Source organism: Variovorax sp. V93 (assembly GCF_041154485.1).
Taxonomy (GTDB): domain Bacteria; phylum Pseudomonadota; class Gammaproteobacteria; order Burkholderiales; family Burkholderiaceae_C; genus Variovorax; species Variovorax beijingensis_A.
In genome coordinates this window covers 3,123,861-3,146,259 of sequence record NZ_AP028669.1, presented here as the reverse complement: position 1 = coordinate 3,146,259, position 22,399 = coordinate 3,123,861, and the positions used below count along the sequence as shown (strand labels likewise).

Genomic DNA, 22,399 nt, shown 5'->3' with positions numbered 1-22,399 from the left:
GTGCGCGGCAGGCCGGCAGGCACAACAATGGGCCGAACAAGGAGACACGATGGAACGCGCCGGAGAACTCCAATGACATTGACGCTGAGGCAAGGCGATCGACACGCTGACCGTGTGCTCGACGTGGTGAGGCGAGGCTTTCACGAAGAGGGCAATGATCTGGTCACGCGCTCGTGGAGCCGCTGCCTGAACCAGTACCAGCTCGATCCGGGCCGCCCGCGCGAACCAGTGGTCATTGCATCGTCTGCGCTGCAGAGCCGGCGCAACCAGCATGCCGACGTCATCGAGTGCGCGCGCTACGAGATGACCACGCTCTACCAGCAACTCGCCGACGCCGAGTCCGCCGTGGTGCTGACCGATACCGATGGCGTGATCGTGCACATGGTGTCCTCGCCCGAGTTCGCCGCCGAAGCGGAGCCCATGGGCCTGCGCGCCGGCGGCATGTGGGGCGAGGCCGAGGCCGGCACCAACGGCATGGGCACCTGCCTGGCTGCGGCGCACCCGATCTCCGTGCGGCGCGAAGAGCATTTCTTCAGCCACTTCACGCAGCTCACCTGCTCGGCGGTGCCGGTGTTCGATCCGTCCGGCGAGATCATCGCGGTGCTCGACGTGACCAGCCGCTCCAGCCTCATGCAGCAGCACGTGCTGGTGCTGCTGGGCATGACGGCGCGCATGATCGAGAACCGGCTCATCGACAAGCGCTTCTCGAATGCGCATCCGCTGCACTTCCACAGCCGGCCCGAATTCGTCTACACGCTGCACGAGGGCAAGCTCGCCGTCGGCGACGATGGACGCATTCTTGCGGCCAACCGCAGCGCCTTGTTCCAGCTGGGCCTTCAGTCGATGGACGAGATCCGCACGCAGCGCATCGACGACCTGTTCCAGACCTCGCTCGAAGACATCGTCCAGCGCAGCCTTTCTTCTTCATTCCATCCGGTGGTGGCCTACCGGGCCAATGCGGCGCTGCGCTTCTTCGCGGTGGCGCGGCGGCCGGCCTCCGATGCCGCCACGCCGGCGCGTGCGCGCGTGGCCGGCGCAGGCACGGCTTCGATGTCGGCAGAGACAGGTGCCGAGTCCTTCCGTGCGCCATTGCGGCCAGCGGCCGCGCGTGCACCGAGCGTTCGCACCTTCAAGGACGCGCGGCTCGTCGCGCACCTGGATACCGCGCGGCGCGTGGTCGCGCGCCGAACCCCGGTGCTGCTGTGCGGCGAGACCGGATCGGGCAAGGAAGTGTTCGCGCGCGCCATCCACGAGAGCAGCCCGCATGCCGAGGGTGCCTTCGTCGCGGTCAATTGCGCGAGCCTGCCCGAGACGCTGATCGAATCCGAACTCTTCGGCTACAAGGCCGGCGCCTTCACCGGCGCACAGCGCAGCGGCCGGCGCGGCAAGATCCTGCAGGCCGATGGCGGCACGCTGTTCCTCGACGAGATCGCCGACATGCCACTGGAGCTGCAGGCCCGCCTGCTGCGCGTGCTCGACGAGCGCCAGGTCACGCCGCTGGGCACCGAGGACACCCATCCGGTGGATTTCCAGCTCGTGAGCGCGAGCCACCAGCACCTGCCGAGCCTGGTGCGCGAAGGCCGCTTCCGCGAAGACCTCTACTACCGCCTGGCCGGCATCGAGCTCGACCTGCCCGCGCTGCGCGACCGCACGGACAAGCGCGATCTGATCCACGACGTGCTCAAGGACGAAGGCGGCAGCGACAGCCGGCTCGGCGAAGAGGCCGAGCGCCTGCTCATGGCCTATTCATGGCCCGGCAACCTGCGGCAGCTGCGCCACGTGCTGCGCAGCGCCGCCGCGCTGGCCGACGGCAAGACCATCACGCGGGAGCACCTGCCTTCGCTGGCGGTGCGCACGGCGCCGTCGCCATTGCCCGCGCTGGCCCATGCGGCTGCAGCGTCCTCCGAACCGGCCGATACGGCCGCGGACGCAGCGCAGACCGATGCGGCGCCCGCCATCAAGCAACTCAACCCGATCCAGGCCAACGAGCGGCAGGTGCTGCTGCAGATGCTCGAGCAGCATCGCTGGAACGTGAGCAACGTCGCCAAGGCGCTCGATGTCAGCCGCAACACCCTGTACCGAAAACTCCACAAGCTTCACATCGAGATCTCTCCACCCGATTGAGCCTCAAGGCTCGCAGACATGACGAACGGGGAGCCGACGGGCACGGGCAAGATCGATCCACGCGGCGCCGCGTTGGCTGCCGAAGACGGCGAGGCGCCCATGCCCGCATCGCCGCCGCGCTCGCGGTTGGCGTGGTGCATCACGGGCTCGGGCCATTTCCTCGAGGAATCGCTTGCCATTGCGGCGCGGCTGCCCTCGGTCGACCTGTTCCTCTCGGCTGCGGCCGAGGAGGTGCTGCCCATCTACAAGCTGCAGATCGAGGCGCTCAAGCCGCGTTTTCGCGTGTTCCGCGACAAGACCGCCAGCGGCGTGCCGGTGGGCATGCTCTATGACGACGTCTATCACACGGTGGTGGTGGCGCCGGCCACCAGCAACACGGTGGCCAAGTGCGCATTCGGCATCAGCGACTCGCTGCCGACCAACATGTTTGCCCAGGCCGGCAAGCTCGGCATTCCTGGCATCGTGTTTGCATGCGATACGGAACCGGTGGTGGTGACCAAGTCGCCGCACGACTGGGTCACGCTGCGTCCGCGGCGCATCGAACTGGACAACGTGGAGCGGCTGCGCGGCATCGACTTTTGCCAGGTGGTCTGTTCACCGACCGAACTGGAGACCGCGCTCGACACGCGCCTGAAGGAACTTTCTCTCGCATGGAACACATCGTCTTCCTGACCGGGCGTCTCGCCCAAGCCAGCCTCACGCGGGTGCTGGCCGGGATCGAGGCGGCACCGTTCACATGGGAAGTGCGCGAGATCGGTCTGCAGGTGGCGGCGCTGATGACGGCCGACATGATCCGCCGCCGCGTTGCGGCCCCCGTGTTCACCGAGGCCGAAGGCGAGGGCGCCGCACCGCGCCGCGCCGACCGCATCATGGTGCCGGGCCGCTGCCGCGGCGACGTCGAGGCGCTGAGCCTTCACTTCGGCGTTCCGGTGGAGCGCGGCCCGCAGGAATTGAAGGACCTGCCCCGCCACTTCAACCGCAGCGCACGCGCTGTCGACCTGGACGACTACGAGGTCGCGATCTTTGCCGAGATCGTCGATGCGCCGCGGCTCTCGGTGGCGCAGATCATCGAACGCGCCCGGCAGCTTGCGGCCGACGGTGCCAACGTGATCGACCTGGGCTGCCTGCCCGAGACGCGCTTCGACCACCTGAGCGAAAGCGTGCAGGCGCTGAAGGCCGCGGGCTTCCAGGTCAGCGTCGATTCGAGCGACGCGCAGGAACTGCTGCTCGGCGGCAAGGCCGGCGCCGACTACCTGCTGAGCCTCACGCTCGACACGCTGTGGATCGCCGATGAGGTTGCGGCCACGCCGGTGCTGATACCGCGCGTTCCGGCCGACGAAGCGTCGCTGTATGCGGCCGTCGAACAGATGCAGCGGCGCGGCCGCGCCTTCCTGGCCGATTCGATCCTCGACCCGATACCTTTCGGCCTGACCGCCTCCATCGTGCGCTACCACCGGCTGCGCGAGCGCTTTCCCGATGCGCCGATCATGCTCGGCGTAGGCAACCTCACCGAGCTCACCGAGGCCGACACCAGCGGCATCAACGCAGTGCTGTTCGGCATTGCCGCCGAGCTCAACGTGGCGGCGGTGCTGACCACGCAGGTGAGCCAGCATGCGCGCCGCGCGGTGAGCGAGGCCGACTGGGCGCGCCGCATCATGCATGCCGCAGCGCGCAACGCCACGCTGCCCAAGGGCATGAGCGATGCGCTGATGACGGTGCACGCCAAGCATCCGTTCCCCGACACGCCGGAAGAAATCGGCGAGATCGCCTCGCAGGTGCGCGACCCCAACTTCCGCGTGCAGATCTCGCCGCTGGGCCTGCACGTCTACAACCGCGACGGCATGCGGCTCGCGCAGGGCGCCTTCGAGCTCTGGCCGCAGCTCCGGCTGCAGGACGATGCCGACCATGCGTTCTACATGGGCGTGGAGCTGGCGCGGGCCGAGATCGCCTGGCAGCTCGGCAAGCGCTACGTGCAGGACCAGCCGCTCGACTGGGGCTGCGCCGCGCCGCGGCCCGCCGAAGACCTCGCGCGCTGGTGCGCGCCGGGAACCACCATGAAGACATCGAAGAAGAGCAGCGCGGCCGAGACCGGCGCCACGAGCACCACCACTGCGCCATCCCCCTCATGAACGACCAGATCTTCGAAGCCGTGGTGACCACCGTGGCCCCGGGCGGCAAGCCGCACGTGGCGCCGATGGGCATCCGCTACCAGGAGGGCGGCATCCTGCTGATGCCGTTCAAGCCCTCGACCACGCACGACAACATCGTGGCCACCGGCCATGCGGTGCTCAACATCGTCTGCGACACCCGCGTGTTCGCAGGCTGCGTGACCGGCCGCAAGGTATGGCCCACGCTGCCGGCCGAGCGCATCGAAGGCGTGCGGCTGGCCGCTGCGCTGCGGCACGTCGAACTCGAACTGGCCGAGCAGCGCGACGACGTGCAGCGGCCGGTGCTGCGCATGGTGGCCGTGCACGAGGCCACGCATGCGCCGTTTGCCGGCTTCAACCGCGCGCAGGCCGCGGTAATCGAAGGCGCCGTGCTGGTGAGCCGGCTGCACATGCTCCCTCCCGAAAAAGTGGAAACCGAAATGACCTACCTGCAGATCGCGATCGACAAGACCGCCGGCCCCGAGGAACGCGAGGCCTGGGAGTGGCTGCGCGCCGCGGTCGCGCAGCGCCGTGCCGCCGACCGGGAGCGCACATCATGACGATGCGCATGCTGGTGAGCGTGCGCAGCGTGGACGAGGCCCTGCTCGCGGCCCGCGGCGGCGCCGACTTCATCGACCTGAAGGAACCCAACGAAGGCGCACTGGGCGGCCTGCCGACGGCAACCATCGGCGCCATCGTGGGCGCGCTGCGTGCGCATGGCATCGACCTGCCTGTGAGCGCGACGATCGGCGATCTGCCGATGCATGCGCGGGACGCCATCCTGGCGCAGGTGGATGCGGTGGGTGCCTGCGGCGTCGACTATGTGAAGGTCGGCATCGAGCGCGGGCCCGAGGCCCTTGCGGTGCTCGATGCGCTCGCGGCCTGCGATTGGCCGGTGGTGCCGGTCTTCATCGGCGACCACGGACTCGATGCCGCGCTGACCGCGCATGCCTGCACGCTGGGCTTTCCGGGGCTCATGGTCGACACCGCCGACAAGCAGGCCGGCAGCCTGTTCGATGCCGTGCCGATGGCCGACCTGCGCGCCTTCCTGGCCCAGGTGCGCGCCGCAGGGCAAATGGCCGGCGTGGCGGGCGCGCTGCGCACGGCCCATGTTCCGCTGCTGCAGTCGCTGGCATCGGACTTCGCGGGGTTTCGCAGCGCGGTGTGCGTGGGCGACCGCAAGGCGGCCCTCAGCCCCGAGCGGCTGGCGGCACTGGCCGCGCTGCTGCACGGCGAGGCCGTGCAGCCCGTTCCAGCCTGAAGGATTTTTTTGCGAGCGGAGCGCGAGGCCCGCTCAGCGCGGGGCGAAGGTCGCCTCGCCCAGCAACAGCGCGCGCATGGTCGCGAGCTGGTTCTTGTGAAGCAGGGTGATCGGAAACGCAGCATCGCCGGAACGCTCGGAAAACTGCCGGTCGACCACGCCCGCGTCGCCAAGCTCATTGAGCGTCATCTGCGGATCGATGGTGCACGACTTCACCAGCACCAGCTGCTCCGCGTTGAGATGCTTGGCGAGGTCGAGCGCGATGGTGTCGGACGTGGCGTCCCAGCTGGTGCGGCCGTCCGGCTTGTCGCGCCGCAGTTCGAGCGGCAGCCACAGCGCGGTCTTTCCGCGCCGCAGAAGGTCGGGGATTTCGGTCTTGCGCGCGGCCAGCTGCAGCGCCGGGTTCAGCGCGTGCAGCTGGTAGGCCGTCTGCGCCATGGCCAGCACCGCCATGTTGTGCGCGGCCAGGTCGTTGAACTGCCAGTGCGCCTGCACGCGCCGCACTTCGTCTGCAAATGTGCCGCCGCCGCAGACCACCGTGACGCGGCCACCGCCGATCTGCGCCAGCAGATCGAGCCACTGCGGCAGCACAGGGTCGGCGCAGAGGCTGCCGCCAATCTTGACCACCCACATCAGTCGTGCTCCCTTTCGAACAGCGCGGCCACCGCCACGCTCGGTGCGCACACCTGCGCCCAGCCGGCGGTGCCCGCGGGCGCATGGCGGGCGACGTTTGCCACATCGCTGCCATAGGCGGCAAAGCGGCGCGGCACGGCTCCCGCGCCTTCGCCCTCCGCAGCGACCGCGGCCAGGCCGGGCACCAGGAAGGCGCCGCAGCCCGCGCTCACCGCCACGGCATCGCGCGAGAGCGCATGCGCCGCCAGCACAACGCGCAGCTGCGCACCGATGGCCTCCACCTGCGCCGCGCGCCAGGCGTGCGCGAGTTGAAGCCATTCTTCGGTGGATGCATCGCGCTCGTCCAGCCCCACCATGCGCGCAAGGCGCTGGCGCGTGGCCGGCAGGCTCTTGGCCGCGTTGTCGGCGCTGGGGTGCAGGTCGTGCGCCGGGTCGAGTTCGCCGCACAGGCGATAGACGTCGGCCGTGGTGGCAAAGAACTCGTTCATCACGTGCCTTGCCTGGCCGCGCCATTCGATGCGCTGGGCAAGCGCGCACACCGGCGTGCGCACCACGCCGTGGTAGGCGAGTTCGCCGGTCACCAGGCGCTCGGCGTCGCTGCGGCTGGTGGTCAGCACGCGCCGGTTGCCGAAGGCGATCAGGTCGGTGGTGGTGCTGCCGATGTCGACCAGCACGCCTTCGGGGAACACCAGCGCGGCATGCCGCGCGGTCGCGAGCCAGTTGGCTGAGGCGATGTGCTCCCAGTGCCGTGCCACATCCGCGGCGGCGCACCAGCCGGCATCGCCGGCAAAGAAGTGCAGGGCGCCCGATGGCGCGGGAAGCGATGCCGCCAGCGCCGCGGCAATGCCGCGCACGCCGGCTTCGCGGTCGGGAAACAGGTCGACCATCTCGCCCGTCATGGTCACGGCATGCTGCGCAGCCGCGAGCCCGGGCCAGCGCGCGCCTGCGGCCTGCAGCGCACGCGCCAGATGGTCGAGGCCCTGCCAGAGCGGACAGCCCCACTGCGCCACGTCGACCACCTCGCCGCCTTGCAGCAGGCAGGCCTTGACATGGGCGCCGCCGATGTCCCAGCCGATGGTGGTGCGTTCAGGCGTCGGCACGCGCAAGTTCCCGTTCTGGAGTGCCGCCGCCGTGCCGGCGGTCTGCCAGCAGCTCCGCTGCGAGGTTGCGGCCCAGCGCCGCGGAGAGCCCGACGTAGGCACAGGTGACACGCGGATTGACCTCGATCACCACCGGCCCGCGCTGCGGGTGCCAGACCAGGTCGATGCCCGCGAAGCCGCGCAGCCCGGGGATGGCGCGCGCCACCTGCATGGCCAGCGCGGCCAGGTCATGCCGGCGCGGATCGCCGCGGCCCACCGCATCGACGTTCACGCCATCGAAAGACAACCTGCCGTGCGCATCGATCGAAATGCATTGGCGGTTGATGCTCAGCATTTCGGCATTCTGCGCCGTGCACAGCAGCGAGAGGCTCAGGGCTTCGCCCTCGATCCAGGGCTCGAGCGTCAAGGTGGCGCCGGCCTGCGTGCGCGTGGCCTGATCGTCGAGCGCATCGGCGTGGCGCTGGTGTACATGGGTGGCCACGCCGCCGGCGCCGTCGTCGGGCTTGACCACCCAGCGCGCGATATCGGCCGCATCGGCAAAGGCCAGCGGCGTCTGCACGCCGTGGGCGGCCAGGTGGGCGAGCGTGGCCTTCTTGCCGGCCGTGAGTTCGATGGCTTCGGCGCTGCAGCCGAGCCAGCGCGCATTGCCCACCGTGCGCTGGAAGCGCGCGAGCAGGCCGTCCGTTTCGGGCGCCACCAGCCACACCAGGTCGTGCAGAACGCTCTGCCGCGCGACGAAGTCGAAGGCCGATTCGTTGGCGCGGGCCCGCAGTGGCACGGCTCCTGCAGGCAGGGTGTTTCCCGGTTCGCAGACCGCCGCGGAGACCGAACAATCGGCGGCGCGCACCAGGTCCGCCACCATGGCATCGCGCATCGACAGGCCCAGCGGCAAAAGCTCGTCGGCTGCGGCGTCGTCGCCATAGTCGCTCCAGCCGCCGCCACTGAGATACTCGTAGACAAAAACGCGTTGGGTCATTTCATCATCCACTTTCCGGGTTCTTCCCCATCTTTCCCATGACTTCCGAACTGAACCTGATCCCTGTCGTCGACCTGCTGAAGGGCCAGGTGGTGCGGGCCGTGCGCGGCGACCGCAAGGCCTACCGGCCGATCGTGTCGGCGCTGTGCGCCAGCAGCGATCCGGTGACGGTGGCGCGCATCCTGTGCGAACACTGCGCGGCGCGCCAGCTGTACGTGGCCGACCTCGATGCCCTGCAGGGCGGGGCGGTGCAGACCGGCGTGCTGGCCGATCTGCTGCAGGCACTGCCGGACATCGAGCTGTGGCTGGATGCCGGCCTGGCGGACGCATCGGCCGGCCAGGCGCTGCGCGAGCAGCTGGCGCCGTACGCGTCGCGCATCGTGCTGGTGTTCGGCAGCGAATCGCTGCGTTCGCGCGAGGCGCTGGAGCGCTGTTTCGAGGCCACGGCCGCCGATGGCGCCGGCGACCCCGGAGCGGCGCTGTCGCTGGACCGGCGCGATGGCCAGCGGCTCGATGCCGCCGGCTGCTGGGACGCGGTGGAACTGTGGCCGAAGCGGCTGATCGTGATGACGCTGGAGCGCGTCGGCTCCGGCGCCGGCCCCGACCTGGAAACCCTGCAGGAGGTGAGGCGCCTGGCGCCGGGCGCCATGGTGATCGGTGCTGGCGGGATCCGCAGCGAGGACGACCTGGCGCGGGCGAGTGCCGCCGGCGCCGACGCCTGGCTGGTGGCCAGCGCACTGCACGACCTGCAACTGCCACGCGTGCGCCGCTGATCTGCCGAAGCCGGTGCGACGAGGGTGGGTGAGGCGTGCCATCAGCCCGCTGTACACACGAACCGTGCCATCCATCGGTGGGCTCGCTTGCACTGTTGCCGGCCGTTGCCGGCACGCATTGACCGCCAAAAGCGCAACACTCTGTCTCACATTGTGTGTGTCATCCGGGCCCCGTCCCAAGGCGCGGCGGCCCTGCGGGTGAATGGCACATGGCTTGCGTGGTGGCCTGCCCATGAATCAACCCGACACTGCCGTGCCAACCGGCAATGCCCCCTGGACCTGCCCCTTTTGCCCGCTGCTGTGCGACACCTTCGGCGTCGAGGCGGGCACGCCGTTGAAGCTCGCGGGCGGCGACTGCCCGCGCGCGCGCAAGGCGCTCGCCAACTTCGACGCCTCGGGTGGCGCGGCGCAGCCGCAGGTCGGCGGCCAGGACTGCGACCTGGACACGGCGCTCGGCAAGGCCGCCTCGCTGCTCGCGGCAAGCCGCCAGCCCCTGTTCGGCGGCCTCGGCACCGACGTCGCGGGCGCCAGGGCGCTCTATGCGCTGGCCTGCGAAACCGGTGCCATCTGCGATCCGGCCCAGGGAGCGGCGCTGATGCACGGCCTGCGCGCGCTGCAGGACCGCGGCGGCTTCAGCACCACGCTGGCGGAAGCGAGGACGCGGGCCGACCTGATCGTCTGCATGACCGAGGAGCCGGCGGCGCACTACCCGGAGTTCTTCCGGCGCATCGGCGTGGGCGAGCGGGAGGGCGTGGCCGTGGAAACGCTGCCGCTGCACGGCGACCTCTTCGACACCGTGGCAATGCTCGCCGCACTCGTGGCGGGCCGTGTTTCGAAAGACGATGCCCGCGTGCCGGCCGATCTGGCGGCGCTCGCGGCGCGGCTGCAGGCGGCGCGCTATGCGGTGCTGGTGTACGAATCGGGCCGGCTGCCGGCGCAGGGCGCGCTGATCATCGAGGCGATCCAGCGCATCGTCGCCACGCTCAACCGCAGCACGCGCGCGGCCTCGCTGCCGCTGGGCGGCGGGGACGGGGCTTCCACCGTGAACCAGGTGTTCGCCTGGCTCTCGGGCCTGCCGTTGCGTTCGCGCGCCGGGCCGCTGGGCCTGGTGCATGAGCCGCTGTGCTTCGATGCCGAGCGCCTGCTCGCCGACGGCGCGGCCGACACGCTGCTGTGGGTGTCGAGCTACGGCCCCGAGCCAGCGCCGCCAGCCGCGGGCATGCCGCGCATCGTGCTCGGCCATCCGGGCATGCCCCTGCTGCGGGACGCGCACGAGCTGGTGTTCATTCCCGTGTCGACGCCCGGCATCGGTTCCGCCGGCCATCTGTTCCGCACCGACGGCTCGGTGCTGCTGCCGCTGCGGCCCGTGTACGAAGACGGGCTGTCGAGCGTGGGCGAGGTGGTCCGGCGGCTGACGCAGGCGGTGCAGGCGCTGAAGAAGGGGCGCGTGCAATGACGGCGACGCTACGCTTGCGCGGCGGCCGCGTCATCGATCCCGCGAATGGCCGCGACGAGGTGCGCGACCTGTACGTGCGCGATGGCCGCATGGTCGAGCTCGCACCGAACGAAGCCGCCACCGAGGAGATCGACATCGGCGGCTGCGTCGTGATGGCCGGCGGCATCGACATGCACACCCACATCGGCGGCGGCAAGGTCAACCTCGCGCGCATGCTGCTGCCCGAAGACCACCGCGCCAACGCCAACCCCATTGCGCTGCCCGACAATCTGCTCGAGCTTGCCTCGTGCGGCACCTGCACGCCGGGCACGCTGGCCACCGGCTACCGCTATGTCGAGATGGGCTACACGGCGGCCTTCGAGCCGGCCATGATGGCCTGCAATGCGCGCCACGCGCACATGGAGATGGGCGACACGCCGATCCTCGACCACGGCGCCTACGTGATGCTCGGCAACGACGAGCTCTTCCTGCGCATGCTGGCCGAGGGCTGGGACTTCGAGCGCATCCGCGACTACGCGGGCTGGACCATCAACGCCAGCAAGGCGATGGGCGTGAAGGTGGTGAACCCGGGCGGCATCTCGGCCTTCAAGTTCAACCAGCGCAAGCTCGACGTCGACGAGAACCACGTGCACTGGCAGGTCACGCCGCGGCAGGTGGTGCACACGCTGGCGCGCGCGCTGCGCGAGCTCGGCGTGCCGCATCCGCTGCACATCCACGGCAGCAACCTGGGCGTGGCCGGCAACATCCAGTCCACGCTCGACACCATTGCCGCGCTCGACGGCCTGCCCGGGCACCTGACGCACATCCAGTTCCACGCCTATGGCACCGAGGGACCGAAGAAGTTCTCCTCGGCCGCGCTGCAGCTCGCCGAGGTGGTGAACGCGAACAGGAACGTGAGCATCGACGTCGGCCAGATCATGTTCGGCCAGACCGTCACGGCCTCGGGCGACACCATGCGCCAGCATGCGCAGTCGGGCCTGGCCGATCCGCGCAAATGGATCGGCGCCGACATCGAGTGCGAGGCCGGCTGCGGCGTGGTGCCGTTCCGCTACCGCGAGCAGAGCTACGTGAATGCGCTGCAGTGGGTCATCGGGCTGGAGATCTTCCTGCTGGTCGACGATCCGTGGCGCGTGGTGCTGACCACCGACCATCCCAACGGCGGCCCGTTCACGAGCTATCCGCACCTGATCCGCCTGCTGATGGACCGCAGCTTTCGCGAGGAACAGCTCGCCAAGCTGCATCCCGAGGTGGCGGCCCAGGCAGCGCTGCGCTCGATCACGCGCGAGCTCTCGCTCTACGAGATCGCGATCATGACCCGCGCCGGCCCCGCGCGGCTGCTGGGCCTGCGCGACCGCGGCCACCTGGGCGCGGGCGCGGCAGCCGACATTGCGGTGTACCGCGAGAACGCCGACCGCGAGGCCATGTTCGCGACGCCCGAATACGTGTTCAAGGACGGCGTGCTGGTCTCGCGCGCGGGCCGCGTCACGGCGGCGCCGGTGGGCGGCACGCACTTCGTCGCACCCGACTACGACCGCGGCATCGAGAAGCGGCTGCGCCGGCATCTTGCGGCGCAGGGTTCGGTCAATTTCGACCACATCGCCATCGGGCACGACGAGCTGTGCCAATGCTGCAACGGCGGGCGCCTGCTGCCGGCCGAGTGCTTCAAGGAGTCGTCGTGATGGGTCTGGAGCGCAACGGCGTCGTCATCGACGAAACTTTTGCCGAGGCCTTTCCGATGAAGGCCACGCGCATCCTCATCACGGCGCACAACATGGCGTGGGCGCGCCACGCGGCGGTGTCGGCCACGGGCTTTGCGACCTCGGTGATCGCCTGCGGCTGCGAGGCCGGCATCGAGCGGGAGATCGCGCCGGATGAATCGCCCGACGGCCGCCCCGGCGTGAGCGTGCTGATGTTCTCGATGTCGGGCAAGGAGCTCGGCAAGCAGCTCGAGCGCCGCGTCGGCCAGTGCGTGCTGACCTGCCCGACCACCGCGGTGTTCGCGGGCCTGCCGCGCGGCGCACCCGGCAGCGACGTGGCCGCGCTCGGCAAGAACCTGCGCTTCTTCGGGGACGGCTGGCAGATCTCGAAGGTGATCGATGGCGTGCGCTACTGGCGCGTGCCGGTGATGGACGGCGAATTCGTCGCGCAGGAAGACACGCCCGTGGTGAAGGCCGTGGGCGGCGGCAACCTGCTGCTGCTGGCGCGCGACACCGATGCCGCACTGGCGGCCGCCGAGGCCGCCGTGGCGGCGATGAAGCGGCTGCCCAATGTGGTGATGCCGTTTCCGGGCGGCGTTGTGCGCTCGGGCTCGAAGGTCGGCAGCCGCTATGCGAACCTCAACGCCTCGACCAACGATGCCTTCTGCCCGAGCCTCGTGGGGCTGGTGGCGCACAGCGAACTGGCGGGCGGCGCCTCCGCCCAGGAGATCGGCTGCGTGATGGAAATCGTGATCGATGGCCTGACCGAGGCCGACGTGGGCGCCGCCATGCGCGTGGGCATGGAAGCCGCCATTGCCATCGGACCGGCGGGCGGTCTGCTGCGCATCTCGGCCGGCAACTACGGCGGCAAGCTGGGCCCGTTCCATTTCCATCTGCACAGGCTGCTGGGCGCGGCGGGGGATGCACCATGAGCGGATGGCATTTCAGGTTGCGGCAGGTGCCGGCGTTGCGCGTCGATCTGCGTGGCGTCACGCCGACCGCGCTGGCGGAACTCTCGGCTGCGCAGATCGGGCAGCTGCCCGTGGGCCATGGCAACGCGATGCTGCCGCTGGCCGAACTGTTCGATGTTGCGAAGGGCACGGAAGAGGGCACGCTTCGCTTCGAAGGCGTTCTCGAGCGCTTCGACCGCATCGGCTGGCAGATGGACGGCGGGCGCATCCACGTCGAAGGCCATGCCGGCCACTATGCGGGCGGCTGCATGCGCGGCGGCTCGCTGCAGATCGATGGCAGCGCCGGCCTGCTGGCCGCCTGCGAAATGGCCGGCGGCAGCATCGAGGTGAAGGGCGACGTCGGCGATTTCGCGGCCAGCACCTTGCCCGGCAGCATGGACGGCATGCGCGGCGGCACCTTCGTGGTCCATGGCCATGCGGGCGAGCGCTTCGGCGACCGCATGCGCCGCGGGTCCGCGCTGGTCCATGGCGATGCGGGCGCGTTCCTGGGCTCGCGCATGGTGGCGGGCACGATCGCCGTGGGTGGCAAGGCCGGCGCGCATGCGGGCTACGGCATGCGCCGCGGCAGCATCGTCTTTGCCGGACCCGATGCCGCGTTGCCGCAAGGCATCGAGGCGGCGCTGACCTTCGTGCCCAACCGGACTGCAACGCCGGTCTTCTGGGCCCTGCTGTCGCGCGATCTGGCGCGCCACGGCGGAGCTTTTGCGGCCTTGCCCACGCGCCGCATCGAACGCCACCTCGGCGATCTCTCGGCCGACGGCAAAGGCGAACTCATCGTGTGCCTATGACTCGCCCCCAAGCTTCGCGCACTTCGTGTCGCTTCGCCAACCCCCTACCGGGGGCAACACCAGCGGCCCGGCAAAGCCGGTTCCGCGGTGTTTCTGGAATGGTTCTCGGTTTCTTCTAACCTCGTTTGTTTTGTTTATGACGCATCCCTATCTTTTCCACGCCGGCGAAGCCACCGTTCTTGCCAAGGACGGCCAGTTCACCGATGCCATGCCCGAGATCCTGATCGGCGCCACCGATGGCCCTGTGGGCCAGGCCTTCGCCAACATGATGGCGCAGAGCAAGGGCCACACCGCGATGTTCGCGATCCGCGCCTGCAACCAGCTCGTGCGGCCCGCGACCATCATGGTGCCCAAGGTTACGCTGAAGGACGCGGCCAACATCGACCTGTTCGGCGGCGTGGTGCAGAGCGCAACCGCCGATGCGGTGGTCGATTGCCTGATCGATGGCATCATTCCCCGGGAACATGCCAACACGCTGTGCATCATCAGCCTGGTGTGGATCGATCCGCGCTGCGCCAAGGACCAGAACCTCGACAAGAAAGACATGTACCGCACCAACTACGAAGCCACCAGGCTCGCGATCCGGCGTGCGCTGAACAACGAGCCGTCGGTGGACGAGCTGATCGCCAATCGCCACCGCATCAAGCACGACATGGACGACTGGAGCTGACCTTGTCTTCGTTCGCGCTTCTCGACGACTGCGGCTCGACGCCCGCGCGGCCCACCAGCCGGCTGCACACCGGCTTCGTGCGCGAGCACCGCTGCGCCGACCCGGCCGATCTCGATGCCGCCTGGGCACGCGTCGACGCCGACCTGCGGCAGGGCCTGCACGCGGTGCTGCTGGCCGATTACGAATGGGGCGCCAGGCTGCAGCGCGCGGGGCATGCGCGGCTTGCGGCCAGCGATGCATCGGCGCTGCGCGTGCTGATCTTCCGCGAGTGCGCCGTGCTTTCGTCGGACCAGGTTGCCAGTTGGCTGGAGCAGCTCGAGGCGAGCGAGGCCAGCCCGCCGCAGCCCGTCGGCGTGATGGACCTGCAGCCCAGCATCGACGAGCCGGCCTTCACGGAGGCCATCGCGCGCATCCACGACGCCATCGCCGCGGGCGAAACCTACCAAGTCAACTTCACCTACCGGCTGCAGGGCCAGGGCTACGGCTCGCCCGTGGCGCTGTACCGGCGCCTGCGCGAACGGCAGCCGGTGGCCTATGGCGCGCTGATCGCCTTGCCCGAAGTCAATTCGAAGACGGGGGAGGGCGACATCACCCACGTGCTCTCGTGCTCGCCCGAACTCTTCCTGCGCCACGACGCAGGGGTGCTCACCGCGCGGCCGATGAAGGGCACCGCGGCCCGTGCCGATGCGCCCGAGGGTGACAGCGAGATGGCGCGCCGGCTCTCGGTCGACACCAAGAACCGCGCCGAGAACGTGATGATCGTCGACCTGCTGCGCAACGACATCGGCCGCGTGGCGTGCATCGGCTCGGTCAAGGTGCCGACGCTGTTTGCCATCGAGCCCTACGCCACGGTGTTCCAGATGACCTCGACCGTGCAGGCGCGGCTGCGCGCCGGCGTCGGCATGCCCGAGCTGCTGCGCGCGGTGTTTCCCTGCGGCTCCATCACGGGCGCGCCCAAGCACCGCACCATGGAATGGATCGGCGAACTCGAAAGCACGCCGCGCGGCCTCTACTGCGGCGCAATCGGGTGGGTCGATGCGCCGCCGGAGGGCGCGGCCATTGGCGACTTCTGCCTGTCGGTGGCGATCCGCACGCTCACGCTGGGCGCACAGCGGAAGGGCCTGCGGCCGCTGCGGCTGGGCATTGGCGCGGGCATCGTGCAGGACAGCAACGCCGCGGACGAGTTCGAGGAATGCCTGCTCAAGGCGCGCTTTCTCACTGCGCTGGATCCGGGTTTCGAACTCTTCGAAACCATGCTGGCCACGCCCGGCGAGGGCATCCGCTACCTGGACCGGCATCTGGCGCGGCTGGCGCGCAGCGCACACGTGCTGGGCTTCCGGCTCGACCGGGGTGCTGCGATGCAGGCGCTGCGGGAGGCCTTGCCTGCGCTCGCGCCCGGCCAGCCCTCGCGCCTGCGGCTCGCGCTGGCGCACGGCGGGCGCATCGGCATCACCCATTCGCCGCTGCCACCCTTGCCGCCGGGCGCGGTGAAGCTGCTGATCGCCGACCAGCGGCTGCCCGATGCGAACCCGCTGGCCGCCCACAAGACCACCGTGCGCCAGCACTACGACGCCGGCGTGCGCGCGGCCGAACGCGCCGGGGCCTTCGACAGCCTGTTCTTCACCGAAGACGGCCGGCTCGTGGAAGGCGGGCGCAGCACCGTGTTCGCTCGCATCGACGGACGCTGGTGGACGCCGCCGGTTGCCGACGGCGCGCTGCCCGGCGTGATGCGCGGCGTGCTGATCGAAGACTCGATCTGGGAGGCCACCGAACGCAGCCTGTACCGGCAAGACCTGGAGGCCGCGCAGAAGCTCGTGGTGTGCAATGCGCTGCGCGGCGTGCTGCCGGCGCGGCTGGTTCAGCAAGCGCAGCCGCACGAGGCGGCCGCCGCTTGAGAAGCAGGGCCTGCCCCTTCCTCGACCGGGCTTGCCGATGAAGCTGGCGCTGTTCGACCTGGACCACACGCTGATTCCGTTCGACAGCGGCATGGCGTGGACGCGCTTCCTGGTGGCGCGCGGCGTGCTGCCGGCCGAAGCCGAGACCGTTTACCTGGGCTACTGCCAGCAGTACGTGGACGGCACGCTGGACATCCGCGAGCTGCATCGCGCCAGCGTCGCGCCGCTCGCGAGCTTCGGCATGGCCGCGCTGCGCCAATGGGCGGCGGAGTTCGAGGCCGAGATCGCGCCGCAGGTGCCAGAGCCGATGCGCGCGCTGGTGCGCCGGCACCAGGATGCGGGCCATGCCTGCGCCATCGTGACCGCCACCACCCGCTTCATCGCCGAGCCCTTCGGCCGCCTGTTCGGCGTGGCCGACGTGCTGGCGACGCGCTCGCTGGTGATCGACGACACGCTCGACGGCGCCATCGACGGCGACCCGTGCTACGGCGTGCACAAGCTGATGCACGTGAACCAGTGGCTCGCCACGCGCGGCACGCGGCTCGAGGCGCTCGAGCAGTCGTGGTTCTATTCCGATTCGGCCAGCGACCTGCCGCTCCTGTGTGCCGTGTCCGATCCGGTGGCGGTGGCGCCCGACGATCGCCTGCGCGCCCGGGCCGCCGAGGCCGGCTGGCCGATCATCGAACGGACGCCGCCGGCGGCTGGCTAGACCTGGATCAGCCCCCAGCGCAGCGCCACCCAGGTGAGCTCCGCCTGATTGGTGGCGCCCAGCTTCTGCTTGACGCGGTACAGGTGCGAGCCCACCGTGCTGAGCGAAAGGTTCAGCGTGCTGGCAATCTGCGCCACCGTCATGCCGCGCGCGAGCTGGATGAAGACCGAGAACTCGCGCTCGCTGAGCAGGTCGGCCGGGTTGGCCTCGCCCTCGATCTGTGCCGTGGCCAGCGCCTGCGCGGTGTTGGCGTCGATGTAGCGGTCGCCGCGCGCCACGGCCTTCACCGCGGCAATCAGCGCATCGGGCGCGCTGCGCTTGGCCAGGTAGCCGAGCGCGCCGGCGCGCAGCACGCGGCGCGGATGGATCGTGTCCTCGTGCGCCGACAGCGCCAGCACGCGCGCCTTGGGGTCGTGCGCCAGCAGGCGGCGCAGCGCTTCCAGGCCGCCCATGCCGGGCATCGACAGGTCCATCACCACCACGTCGGGCCGCACCTGAGGATAGTCCTGGCAGGCCTGCTCGCCGGTGTCGGCCTCGGCCGCCACCTCGATCTGCGCGTCGGCCAGCAGCATGCGAAAGCCCATGCGCACCAGCGCATGGTCGTCCACCAGCATCACTCGAATCGGCTGAATCGCCTGGGTCATGTGTTCTCCGCGGCGGCCGCCGGCAAGGGCAGGCGCACCGTCAATTGGGCGCCGCTGGACGCGGCGGGTTCAAGGCGCAGGTCGCCGCCCAGGCTGTCGATGCGCTCGGCGAGCCAGCGCAGGCCATAGTGCCCTGTGCTGGTTTCCCTGGCGGCATCAGGGCCGGGCAGGCCGCGCCCGTCGTCGGTCAGCGTGAGCTTCACGGTCTCTTCGTTGCCCTGCAGGGCCAGCACGATGCGGTGCGCCTCGCCATGGCGCAGCGCGTTGGTGATGCCCTCCTGCGCGGCGCGGTACAGCACCAGCGCGGTGTCGGTGTCGAGCCGCAGGCGGTCGAGCTCGATCTCCAGGTGCCATTCGACCTGCACGCCGCCGTGGCTGTTGCGGGTTCGCTCGACCAGGTCCTCGAGCGCGGCCACCAATCCGAACTTGTCGAGCACCAGCGGCGTGAGGCGCGGGATCATGCCGTGCATGGCGGTGTAGAGCCGCCCCGATTCCTCGGCGATCAGCCGCGCCGCCTGCTCGGACTGCGGATCGAGCGCCTGCACGCGCTGCGCGATCGACAGGGCCATGCTGCGCATCGCGGTGACCGACTGGCCCAGCTCGTCGTGCAGCTCGCGCGCGATCAGGCGGCGCTCCTGCTCGATCTTCTGGTCGACCCAGCGGCCCAGTTCGCGGCTTTCAGACAGGCGGCTCTCGGCGCGCACGGCGCGCCGTTCGGTCTCGATGTGCTGCTGCAGCATGCCGACCATGCGGTTGAAGGCGGCGCCGATGGCCGCCGCCTCGGTGCCGGGCAGCGCGCGCAGCGAAACATCGAAGCGCCCGCTTTCGAGCTGGTTGAGCGCATCGACGATGTCCGCGAACGGGCGTGTGGCGCGGCCGACCAGCCAGAACACGCCCGCGTTCACCACCAGCAGCAGGCCCAGCGCGCTGAGGGTCAGCAGCGCGGCATCGTCCCAGGCATCGAGCACCGCGCGCGAAGCGTTCGAACTCACGATCAGCTTGCCGCCGGGAAAGGCGATCGACATCTGCGAAGGCGGCGGCGAGACGAGGCGGTCGAACCAATCGGGCGCATCGCGGCCGGCCTTGTAGACCGAGTTGGGCGAGCTGTAGAGCACGTGTTCCTCGGCATCGAGCAGCGTGATGTCGTTGGAGCGCACGCGGCCGACGCCCTGCAGGAACGACAGCATGGCCGGCGTGCCCTGGGCGGCGTAGAGCCAGGCGGTGCGGTTCAGCAGCTGCGCGGCCACGCGGTTGGCCGCGACGACTTCCTCCTGGATCGACTCGCGCATCGCACGCACTTGCAGCGCGAGCATGGCCGCGACGAACAGCAGCGTCAGCAGGCTGACGATGAGGTTGATCTTCAGGCGCAGGGTCATGGCGTGTGCGCGTTGCCGAAGTGGCCATGCCGCGCGTAGCTGTCGAGCGCGGCAACCATCGCCGAGGCCATGGCCGGGTGCGCGGGGTCGTGGCCCGCGCCGTCGACCCATTGCAGCCGGCTGTGCGGGATGCGGTCGTGCACGGCTTCTGCGCCATGCGGCGCGCAGATGCGGTCGTCGCGCGAATGCAGCAGCAGGGTGGGCACGCGGGGCAGCGCGGCCAGCCGGTCCGGCAGCGGGGGCGCATCGAGCCAGCAGCGGTGCAGCAGGTAATGGCTCTGCACGCGGTAGCGGTCGACCAGTGCGTCGAGCGTTTCGCGGTCCGGTCGGGCTTGGGCGGGCATCGGTTCGCCGGCTGGCACACCCGTGCCGCGCGCCAGCGCTTGCTCCCAGTGCCACCAGGCGAGCGCGAGCTGGCGGGCGCCATCGGCCGGCGCCTGCTGCAGGCCGCGGGCCAGGAAGCCCAGCATGTCGTGGCGCTCGCCGGCGGGTGCCACGGATGCGAATCGCGCCCATGCGGCGGGTGCGCGGCCGGTGCTGTCCTGGAAGAAGGCGCCGATCTCTTCGGCGCTCGGCAGGAACACCGCACGCAGCAGCAGCGCCGCCACCGCTTGCGGCTCGAAGGCCGCATGGGCCAGCGCCAGCGTGGCGCCCCACGAGCCGCCGACCACCAGCCAGCGCGGCACCCCGAGTTGCTCGCGCACGCGCTGCAGGTCGCCGAGCAGGTCGGCTGTGCGGTTGTGCATGGTTGCGCCGCGCGGACGGCTGCGGCCGGCGCCGCGCTGGTCGATGCTGATCACGCGGTATCGCGCCGGATCGAAGAAGCGGCGCAGCAGCGGCGAGCTGCCCGAGCCGGGCCCGCCGTGCAGGACCACGGCGCAGATGCCTTCGGGATTGCCACCTTCTTCTACATGCAGCACATGGCCGTGCGGCACCTCCAGTGCGCGGGTGCGCCAGGGAGGAGATTCGGGGTACAGGCCGGTGGGAAGCACGAGGGCGATGGTACGCGGTGGCCCTGTTGCCGCTATTCATGAAAATCATGAAGTGCGAATCATGATTTCATGGCTGGGTCTCGGTGGTTCATGGGTTCAAGATGGGGACCGGAGCACACGAAGTTCCCGCAGCCGCCACATGGCGCTGTGCAACCTTGCAGGAGACACCCTATGAAGTGGGAAACCCCGACGGCCACCGATCTTCGCTTCGGCTTCGAGATCACGATGTACGTCAGCGCTCGTTGATTGGACGCCCCCCGTTGCTTGCTCACTTCGTGTAGCAGCCTCCCCCCACTGGGGGGCGCACCCGGCGGACTGGCAGAGCCAGTTCCGCGGGTGCACCGGGCTGGTTGCGTTGGGTTCGGGCGATGGGAAAGCGTACAACGCGGCAACTCCTCGACAGCCTGCCCCGGTGCGTTCCGGGGCGGGTTGTTTTCATCCGACCGACACGTCATCCATTTCTCTCCCGATGCGCATCACCGTCCTGGGCTCGGCCGCTGGCGGCGGCTTCCCGCAGTGGAACTGCAACTGCCCCAATTGCGCCGGCGTGCGCAACGGCACGGTGCGCGCCAAGCCGCGCACGCAGTCGTCGATCTTCGTGCGCCCCGACGAGGGCGAGGACGGCGTGTTGTTCAACGCATCGCCCGACATCCTGGAGCAGATCCGCAGCAGCCCCATATTGCAGCCGGCGCGCGCAATGCGCGATACCGCCATCGCCGGCGTGGTGCTGATCGACGGCCAGGTCGACCATGCCACCGGCCTCTTCATGCTGCGCGAGCGCGGCACGCCGCTGCCGCTGTGGTGCACCGATCCGGTGGCCGAAGACCTGAGCGAGGGTAATCCCGTGCTGCGCGTGCTCTCGCACTACTGCGGCGTGGCGCGCCACGCGATCACGCTCGACGGCAATTCCTTCGAGGTGCCCGGCGTGCCCGGCCTCGTCTTCCGCGCGATGGCGCTAACCGGCAAGGCCGCGCCGTACTCGCCGCACCGCGAGCAGCAGGTGCCGGGCGACAACATCGGCGTGGCCATCCTCGACCGCGGGAGCGGCAAGAGCCTGTTCTACGCGCCGGGCCTGGGGGCCATCACGCCGCCCGTGTTCGATGCCATGGCCAGCGCCGACGCGGTCATGGTCGACGGCACCTTCTGGACCGACGACGAGATGCTCCGCCTGGGCGTGGGCAGCAAGCGCGCGCGTGAGATCGGCCATCTGCCGCAGTCGGGCGAGGGCGGCATGATCGAATGGCTGTCGAAGCTGCCGGCCACCACCGCGCGTCGCATGCTGATCCACATCAACAACACCAACCCCATCCTCGACGAGGACTCCGAAGAGCATGCGGCGCTGCGGCGCGCAGGCATCGAGCCCTGCGAGGACGGGATGACGATCCAACTCTGAAAACATCGAGCCCGCCATGCATGCCGACAGGATTCAAGATTCATCGCGCCCAGTCACGGGCAGCGAGAAAACCGCCTCGGCATGGAGCCGCCAGGAGTTCGAAGCCAAGCTGCGCGAGCGCGGCCGCAGCTATCACATCCATCACCCGTTCAACGTCATGCTCAACGGCGGCCGGGCCACGCCCGAGCAGATCCGCGGCTGGGTGGCGAACCGCTTCTACTACCAGATCGCGATTCCGATCAAGGACGCGGCCGTGCTGTCGAACTGCCCCGACCAGCAGGTGCGCCGCGGCTGGGTGCAGCGCATCCTCGACCACGACGGCTTCGAGCTCGGCGGCATCAAGGACGAAGGCGGCGTCGAGGCCTGGCTGCGGCTGGCCGAGGCGGTGGGGCTCACGCGCGAAGAAGTGCGCGACCTGCGCCACGTGGTGCCCGCGGTGCGCTTCGCGGTCGATGCCTACGTGAACTTCGCACGCCGCGCGCCCTGGCAGGAGGCCGTGTGCTCCTCGCTCACCGAGCTCTTTGCGCCCGAGATCCACAAGCAGCGCCTGGCCACCTGGCCCGAGCACTATGCATGGATCGAATCGGCAGGCCTCGACTACTTCCGCAACCGCGTGAGCCAGGCGCGGCGCGACGTGGAGCAGGGCCTGGCCATCACGCTCGACCACTTCGACACCCGCGCGCTGCAGGAGCGCGCGCTCGAGATACTGCAGTTCAAACTCGACATCCTGTGGGCCATGAACGATGCGATGGCGACGCGCTACGGGGTGAACGGCGCATGAGCGCTGCGCCGGG

The 22,399-nt window shown here is 69.9% G+C and carries 22 protein-coding genes; 16 read left to right on the top strand and 6 right to left on the bottom strand.

Annotation, left to right across the window (positions count from 1 at the left end):
- Positions 1–72: 72 nt before the first annotated feature.
- The 5 genes from ACAM54_RS14985 to ACAM54_RS14965 are packed head-to-tail and all read left to right on the top strand — an operon-like array spanning position 73 to position 5,532.
- Positions 73–2,124, top strand: a complete 2,052-nt coding sequence (locus tag ACAM54_RS14985; protein ID WP_369648071.1) for a sigma-54-dependent Fis family transcriptional regulator — start codon at positions 73–75, stop codon at positions 2,122–2,124.
- Positions 2,125–2,142: 18 nt separating this feature from the next.
- Positions 2,143–2,796 carry a flavoprotein gene (locus ACAM54_RS14980; protein WP_145745035.1) on the top strand — a complete coding sequence of 218 codons (654 nt, stop codon included), beginning with the start codon at positions 2,143–2,145 and terminating at the stop codon, positions 2,794–2,796.
- Entirely contained in the window at positions 2,775–4,253 is a 1,479-nt protein-coding gene (locus tag ACAM54_RS14975) for a DUF6513 domain-containing protein (protein ID WP_369648070.1), read from the top strand. Before ACAM54_RS14980 ends, ACAM54_RS14975 begins: the two co-directional genes overlap by 22 nt.
- Complete coding sequence (locus ACAM54_RS14970) at positions 4,250–4,831, top strand: DUF447 domain-containing protein (RefSeq protein WP_369648069.1); 582 nt, start codon at positions 4,250–4,252, stop codon at positions 4,829–4,831. The genes ACAM54_RS14975 and ACAM54_RS14970 overlap by 4 nt, the downstream gene beginning before the upstream one ends.
- On the top strand, positions 4,828–5,532 hold the full coding sequence (locus ACAM54_RS14965; protein ID WP_369648068.1) for a (5-formylfuran-3-yl)methyl phosphate synthase: 705 nt from the start codon (positions 4,828–4,830) through the stop codon (positions 5,530–5,532). Before ACAM54_RS14970 ends, ACAM54_RS14965 begins: the two co-directional genes overlap by 4 nt.
- 33 nt (positions 5,533–5,565) lie before the next feature.
- Here ACAM54_RS14965 and ACAM54_RS14960 read toward each other — a convergent pair whose 3' ends face one another.
- From ACAM54_RS14960 to ACAM54_RS14950, 3 genes are read right to left on the bottom strand one after another with little or no spacing between them, the layout of a single operon-like run.
- Positions 5,566–6,165: an aspartate kinase gene (locus ACAM54_RS14960; protein WP_145745041.1), complete on the bottom strand. Its 600-nt coding sequence runs from the start codon at positions 6,163–6,165 to the stop codon at positions 5,566–5,568.
- Entirely contained in the window at positions 6,165–7,265 is a 1,101-nt protein-coding gene (locus ACAM54_RS14955) for a hydantoinase/oxoprolinase family protein (protein ID WP_369648067.1), read from the bottom strand. The genes ACAM54_RS14960 and ACAM54_RS14955 overlap by 1 nt, the downstream gene beginning before the upstream one ends.
- Entirely contained in the window at positions 7,252–8,241 is a 990-nt protein-coding gene (locus ACAM54_RS14950) for an ATP-grasp domain-containing protein (protein ID WP_369648066.1), read from the bottom strand. Before ACAM54_RS14950 ends, ACAM54_RS14955 begins: the two co-directional genes overlap by 14 nt.
- Before the next feature lie 38 nt (positions 8,242–8,279).
- Here ACAM54_RS14950 and ACAM54_RS14945 point away from each other — a divergent pair, with 38 nt between their 5' ends.
- From ACAM54_RS14945 to ACAM54_RS14910, 8 genes are all read left to right on the top strand, one after another.
- Positions 8,280–9,014, top strand: a complete 735-nt coding sequence (locus ACAM54_RS14945) for a HisA/HisF-related TIM barrel protein (protein WP_369648065.1) — start codon at positions 8,280–8,282, stop codon at positions 9,012–9,014.
- 232 nt (positions 9,015–9,246) lie between these two features.
- Positions 9,247–10,470, top strand: a complete 1,224-nt coding sequence (locus ACAM54_RS14940; RefSeq protein WP_369648064.1) for a formylmethanofuran dehydrogenase — start codon at positions 9,247–9,249, stop codon at positions 10,468–10,470.
- Complete coding sequence (locus tag ACAM54_RS14935) at positions 10,467–12,149, top strand: formylmethanofuran dehydrogenase subunit A (protein ID WP_369648063.1); 1,683 nt, start codon at positions 10,467–10,469, stop codon at positions 12,147–12,149. Before ACAM54_RS14940 ends, ACAM54_RS14935 begins: the two co-directional genes overlap by 4 nt.
- Positions 12,149–13,099, top strand: a complete 951-nt coding sequence (gene fhcD, locus ACAM54_RS14930; RefSeq protein ID WP_369648062.1) for a formylmethanofuran--tetrahydromethanopterin N-formyltransferase — start codon at positions 12,149–12,151, stop codon at positions 13,097–13,099. Before ACAM54_RS14935 ends, fhcD begins: the two co-directional genes overlap by 1 nt.
- Positions 13,096–13,926 carry a formylmethanofuran dehydrogenase subunit C gene (locus ACAM54_RS14925; protein WP_192323239.1) on the top strand — a complete coding sequence of 277 codons (831 nt, stop codon included), beginning with the start codon at positions 13,096–13,098 and terminating at the stop codon, positions 13,924–13,926. Before fhcD ends, ACAM54_RS14925 begins: the two co-directional genes overlap by 4 nt.
- 136 nt (positions 13,927–14,062) lie before the next feature.
- On the top strand, positions 14,063–14,596 hold the full coding sequence (fae, locus tag ACAM54_RS14920; RefSeq protein ID WP_369648061.1) for a formaldehyde-activating enzyme: 534 nt from the start codon (positions 14,063–14,065) through the stop codon (positions 14,594–14,596).
- A 2-nt stretch (positions 14,597–14,598) separates the two neighbouring features.
- The gene (gene pabB / locus ACAM54_RS14915; RefSeq protein WP_369648060.1) at positions 14,599–16,491 is read left to right on the top strand and encodes an aminodeoxychorismate synthase component I; all 1,893 of its coding nucleotides are present in this window, start codon (positions 14,599–14,601) and stop codon (positions 16,489–16,491) included.
- 37 nt (positions 16,492–16,528) lie between these two features.
- Entirely contained in the window at positions 16,529–17,200 is a 672-nt protein-coding gene (locus tag ACAM54_RS14910; protein WP_369648059.1) for an HAD family hydrolase, read from the top strand.
- Here ACAM54_RS14910 and ACAM54_RS14905 read toward each other — a convergent pair.
- Genes ACAM54_RS14905 through ACAM54_RS14895 form a run of 3 tightly spaced genes read right to left on the bottom strand, consistent with a single transcriptional unit; the run spans position 17,197 to position 20,212 of the window.
- A complete protein-coding gene (locus ACAM54_RS14905; protein ID WP_021007691.1) occupies positions 17,197–17,844 on the bottom strand; it encodes a response regulator transcription factor in 648 nt (215 codons plus the stop codon). The genes ACAM54_RS14910 and ACAM54_RS14905 overlap by 4 nt on opposite strands.
- Positions 17,841–19,220, bottom strand: a complete 1,380-nt coding sequence (locus ACAM54_RS14900; RefSeq protein ID WP_369648058.1) for a histidine kinase — start codon at positions 19,218–19,220, stop codon at positions 17,841–17,843. Before ACAM54_RS14900 ends, ACAM54_RS14905 begins: the two co-directional genes overlap by 4 nt.
- Complete coding sequence (locus ACAM54_RS14895; protein ID WP_369648057.1) at positions 19,217–20,212, bottom strand: alpha/beta fold hydrolase; 996 nt, start codon at positions 20,210–20,212, stop codon at positions 19,217–19,219. The genes ACAM54_RS14900 and ACAM54_RS14895 overlap by 4 nt, the downstream gene beginning before the upstream one ends.
- Before the next feature lie 171 nt (positions 20,213–20,383).
- Between ACAM54_RS14895 and pqqA the strand changes: the two genes are divergently transcribed.
- From pqqA to pqqC, 3 genes are all read left to right on the top strand, one after another.
- Positions 20,384–20,458: a pyrroloquinoline quinone precursor peptide PqqA gene (gene pqqA / locus ACAM54_RS14890; protein ID WP_010100094.1), complete on the top strand. Its 75-nt coding sequence runs from the start codon at positions 20,384–20,386 to the stop codon at positions 20,456–20,458.
- Between the two features lie 223 nt (positions 20,459–20,681).
- Positions 20,682–21,605 carry a pyrroloquinoline quinone biosynthesis protein PqqB gene (pqqB, locus tag ACAM54_RS14885; RefSeq protein WP_369648056.1) on the top strand — a complete coding sequence of 308 codons (924 nt, stop codon included), beginning with the start codon at positions 20,682–20,684 and terminating at the stop codon, positions 21,603–21,605.
- A 16-nt stretch (positions 21,606–21,621) separates the two neighbouring features.
- Positions 21,622–22,386: a pyrroloquinoline-quinone synthase PqqC gene (gene pqqC / locus ACAM54_RS14880; protein WP_369648055.1), complete on the top strand. Its 765-nt coding sequence runs from the start codon at positions 21,622–21,624 to the stop codon at positions 22,384–22,386.
- Positions 22,387–22,399: the final 13 nt, after the last annotated feature.